Consider the following 4,108-nt stretch of genomic DNA (forward strand, 5'->3'; position numbering starts at 1 on the left):
ATCACGGGCCGTCCAAAAGGTGGAAGATTGTCAGGGTCCAGCGGATAGCGCCTGCGGCGGCGTTCTATAGCACGCGCGCGTGACGCCAGGTCTTGCGGAGACCCCCGCCTCTGCGCCGCGCGCTGCTTTCGTGCTTCGGGCTCGTTGCGAATGGCGGCCGCCTCGATTTCCGCCCAGCGTCGATGCAGTTGTTCGTACGAGCGAAAAGGCACTGTCCAAGCGCGCCTGTCGGGATCCCAGAACGCAAACGGCACGTCGCGCATCGTGTTTACCACCGAGCGAGAATATGGTGTTTGCACCTCCAGCCGATCCTGGTGCACGAGCAGGTACTTGGAAACGATAGGATCGAAGGCATAGGCGTCGCGTCCCCTGCTGTCAGCATGCACGTTCAATCCGGCTAATTCTTGCTCCAGCCAACGATTGAAGCGCCGAGCGGCGGTCTTTCCCGGGACAAACCAGGCCTTGAGTTCATCGCTCCAACGGGCCCGGGGAAAACTCTTCCGGAAGCGTTCGACGGTGATCCTGTCATAGGGGAACGAAGCCGATGCGCCCGTTGGGACATCGTCATTGGAACTCGACCCATCCGTTCTCTTCATGATCATGGCGCCGCACCTCACCGCATCTCTTGCCAGGAGAACGCTTTACGAAGGCGCAAGTGCCCTTGGCGTAGCTTAGTTCGCAAGGGCTTGGTCGATAGCGCGATCGGCGATCCAGCGGGCAATGCAACAAGGTCTGCGCTTTTCTCAGAAGGCCGAGAGGCCGATCAAGCTGGATCTGCGCCAGCTTTCTTGATTCGACACCGGCCGCTCCGGGGCCGGAAGCGGACCAGCAACTTATGGCGTCCGAACAACGATAGCTGACATTTCACCAGATAGGCCGCATCGACCAGATCTGGATTGCTCCATGGCAATGTATCGTCGGGTTCCTGTTCATGACTGACCGATGCCGACCTGCTCGCCTGGAGGCTGGGGGAGGAGCGGCCCGGGGGAGTCTCTGGGCCGGCATCGGTCACCGCCGGCACTACTCTGTTGCCGGCGGAAGCTGAGGATTGGCTTTGATGGAGGCAGTTTGCCCCATGATCGGCAACCTAGGGGGTGGAGAACGACCTACTGCATTCCGCGGAGGGCATTCACGTCGGCGCAGAACTCGGCGTAAGGCTTGCTCATGGCCGCGTCGTTGCATTCTCGCATGATCATCTCGCGCATGGGCTGCGGCTTCGCCATGAAGGCCGCCTTGAACTCCGGCATGGGCTTCAGGGTCTTCATCGACGCATCGGTGTAGAACGGCGCCAGGTTGTCGACGACATCGAGTGCGCCCGCAATTGCCGTGCTTCCGAGAGTGCAGACGGCAAAGGCACCGAGACAGATCGCTTTGATATTCATGGTATAGTCCTTCTCCTGGGTTGCGCAGCTATCCCATCGATAACTGCTGGTAATTGTTCAGACTGGTAGAAAACCGCCGGCAGCCGAGCCGACCGTCGCCCCCGCGACAGCGCTGGTGAGACCAGGCTCAACCACGGTGATGATGACGTCGATGTTTCCGCGTGTGGCCTTGGAGTATGGGCACGTCTGATGAGCCGCATCCGCCAGGGCTTGGGCGACGTCGCGCTCTAGACCGGGTAGGCTCACGTTGAGCCGGGCCTGAAGGGAGTAGGAGCCGCTCTCCAGGCAAAGGTCGACCTCGGCATCGATGGCCAGGTCAGCCGGAAGAGCGACCTTCATTTTGCGGGCAGCAATTCCCATTGCCCCCTCGAAGCATGCCGACCAGCCGGCTGCAAACAGCTGCTCCGGGTTGGTGCCGGAGCCGGGACCGCCGGGAGACGAAAGTTTGATATCCAAGCGGTCGTCGGAGCTGCGAGCAACGCCGTGTTCACGACCACCCTCAGTATGGGTCTTGGCCGTGTATATTGCTTTTCCTGACTGTGTCATGATCAATCCTCGCTATTGCAGTTCTTTGCATTTGGCAGCGCCGAATGTGCTTCTCAAGTACGGGGGAACATGGCTGCAAATCTATTGAACTAACGTATCGTCGATACTTTCGGATTGGCGCGCCAGACCTTTAGCTGCATGGATTTTGCCATCTCAGCATCGGATCGTTCACTAGACAAAGAGACGGCCTAGAGCGTCTCGGTCAGAGAACGATGGCAAGATGTCACGGCAGCGGAGCGGCGGCTCTGGATGAATAACGCCCAAACCAACACCTAAGCATCATCGACTCGAGTGCAACATGTGGCGCATCTTTGCGCCGACGGCTTTCACCAGCCGTAGCGAAAGGGCGAGATGGAGAACGAACTCAGCCGCGTCGTCGATGCTCTCCCTGGGTTGATTTGGAGCGCGCTGCCGGATGGATGTACCGACTTCGTCAATCAACGCTGGTGCGAGTATACCGGTCTTTCAACCGGCGAAGCCCGTGATGAGGGCTGGCAAGTTGCCGTGCACCCGGATGATCGGCCACGCCTAACCGACGACTGGGAAGCAATACTTGCCTCCGGTGCGCAGGGGGACATCGAAGCTCGGATGCGGCGCTTCGATGGGACGTACCGTTGGTTCCATGTTCGAGCTTGCCCGCTGTTCGGTGAAAAGGGCGAGGTCGTCAAATGGTGCGGGATAAACACCGATATCCAGACGCGAAAGACCGCAGAAGAAGCGATTCGCGCCGAGGAAAACCGCTTCCGGGTAATCATCGACGGTCTCCCGGCGATCGTAACGCTCATGTCCTCTGACGGCCAGTTCGAACACGCCAACCAATACATGCTCGATTATATCGGCGTGACGCTGGAACAGATGAAGTTAAAGGACCGGCCCTTAGGCAAGGCTTATCATCCTGATGACCGGCCGGCGATCCTTGTCAAATGGATGGAGTGCGTCCGGACCGGCGAGCCCTACGACCATGAGGCACGCCTGCGTCGTGCTGATGGGAAATATCGCTGGTTTCATACGCAGGGATATCCGTTGCGAGATGCTGAAGGTCGAATTGTCCTTTGGTATCTTCTCCAAACGGACATTGACGAGCGAAGGTGCGCGGAGGCGCTGCTTTCCGGCGAAAAGCGCCTGCTTGAGATGGTTGCGTCTGGCAACCCGCTTCCCGTTGTTTTGGATGAACTTTGCGGACTGCTGGACAAGATGGCCAACGGTTGCGTCAGCGGCGTCCTGCTACTCGACCGCGCAGGCCTGAAAGTAGAACGTTCGATCGGACCTGGACTGCCCACCACATACAGCAAGGCTCTGGAAGGCAAGACGGTAAGTCCCGAGGCCGGACCATGTGGAATGGCAGTTTGTCAGAAAATTCAAGTCATCGTCTCGGATGTCACAACAGATGCGAGATGGAATGAAACAGGATGGCAGGCACTTGCCCTTGCCCATGGGTTGAAGTCTTGCTGGTCAACGCCGATTATCGCCGCCACAGGTGAGGCACTCGGAACTTTTGCAATCTATAGACCAGATGGCGGTCTGCCCACCGCATTCCATCAGTCGCTCATGCAGAAACTGACGCATATCGCCAGTATTGCTGTAGCGCGCACGCACAGTGAGGACGATCAGCAAAGGGCAGAAACTCTTCTGGCACATGAAAAGCGGCTCCTCGAAATGATCGCGTGGGGTTATACACTTCCTGTCGTGCTCGACGCTTTGTGCCGCCTGGTCGAAGATATGGCCACCGGCTGCCATTGTGGGATCCTTTTTTACAGCCCGGACGAAACAACATGGCAGCATGGCGCCGGCCCTGCGCTTCCGTCGGGCTATAACGAGACAATGCACGGCAGACCGGCCCACAGGGCATCTGGACCCTGTGGGTTGGCGGCTTCCGAAAAGAAGCAGGTGATCGTTTCGGACATTGCGACAGATATGCAATGGGACAAACACGGATGGCGTGCACTTGCCCTCTCGTACGGTATCAAGGCGTGCTGGTCGTCGCCAATTCTCTCACACGACAAGAAGGCATTGGGTGCGTTGGCTTTCTACCAGTATGAGCCGGGGCCGCCGAGCACCTTTCAACGCGAACTCATTGCGCAGTTGTCCCAGATCGCAAGCATCGCCGTCGAACGTGCGCGAAGCGAAAGCGCGCTAAAGCGGAGCGAGGCATTCTTGTTCAAAGCCCAGCAACTCAGCTT

General features: G+C 58.4%; 3 protein-coding genes and 1 pseudogene. 1 reads left to right on the forward strand and 3 read right to left on the reverse strand.

All coding sequences use genetic code 11. From position 1 onward, the window contains the following. The 3 genes and pseudogenes from EN914_RS26810 to EN914_RS26820 all read right to left on the reverse strand — a co-directional run. Positions 1-602 (reverse strand): hypothetical protein (locus EN914_RS26810; protein ID WP_127389360.1); only part of this gene is annotated, 602 nt, incomplete at its 3' end. A 504-nt stretch (positions 603-1,106) separates the two neighbouring features. Next, positions 1,107-1,382, reverse strand: a complete 276-nt coding sequence (locus tag EN914_RS26815; RefSeq protein ID WP_024504939.1) for a hypothetical protein — start codon at positions 1,380-1,382, stop codon at positions 1,107-1,109. A 129-nt stretch (positions 1,383-1,511) separates the two neighbouring features. Then, positions 1,512-1,928 (reverse strand): annotated as a pseudogene (locus EN914_RS26820) (organic hydroperoxide resistance protein); the annotation flags it as partial. 351 nt (positions 1,929-2,279) lie between these two features. Between EN914_RS26820 and EN914_RS26825 the strand changes: the two are divergent. Then, on the forward strand, positions 2,280-4,108 hold a 1,829-nt coding region (locus tag EN914_RS26825), incomplete at its 3' end, for a PAS domain-containing protein (protein WP_127389361.1).

Source organism: Mesorhizobium sp. M7A.F.Ca.CA.001.08.2.1, from assembly GCF_003998455.1.
Lineage (GTDB): Bacteria > Pseudomonadota > Alphaproteobacteria > Rhizobiales > Rhizobiaceae > Mesorhizobium > Mesorhizobium ciceri.

Excerpts from the sequence above, each read along its gene's own strand:
- EN914_RS26815 (WP_024504939.1), bottom strand. The coding sequence starts at position 1,382 with ATGAATATCAAAGCGATCTGTCTCGGTGCCTTTGCCGTCTGCACTCTC.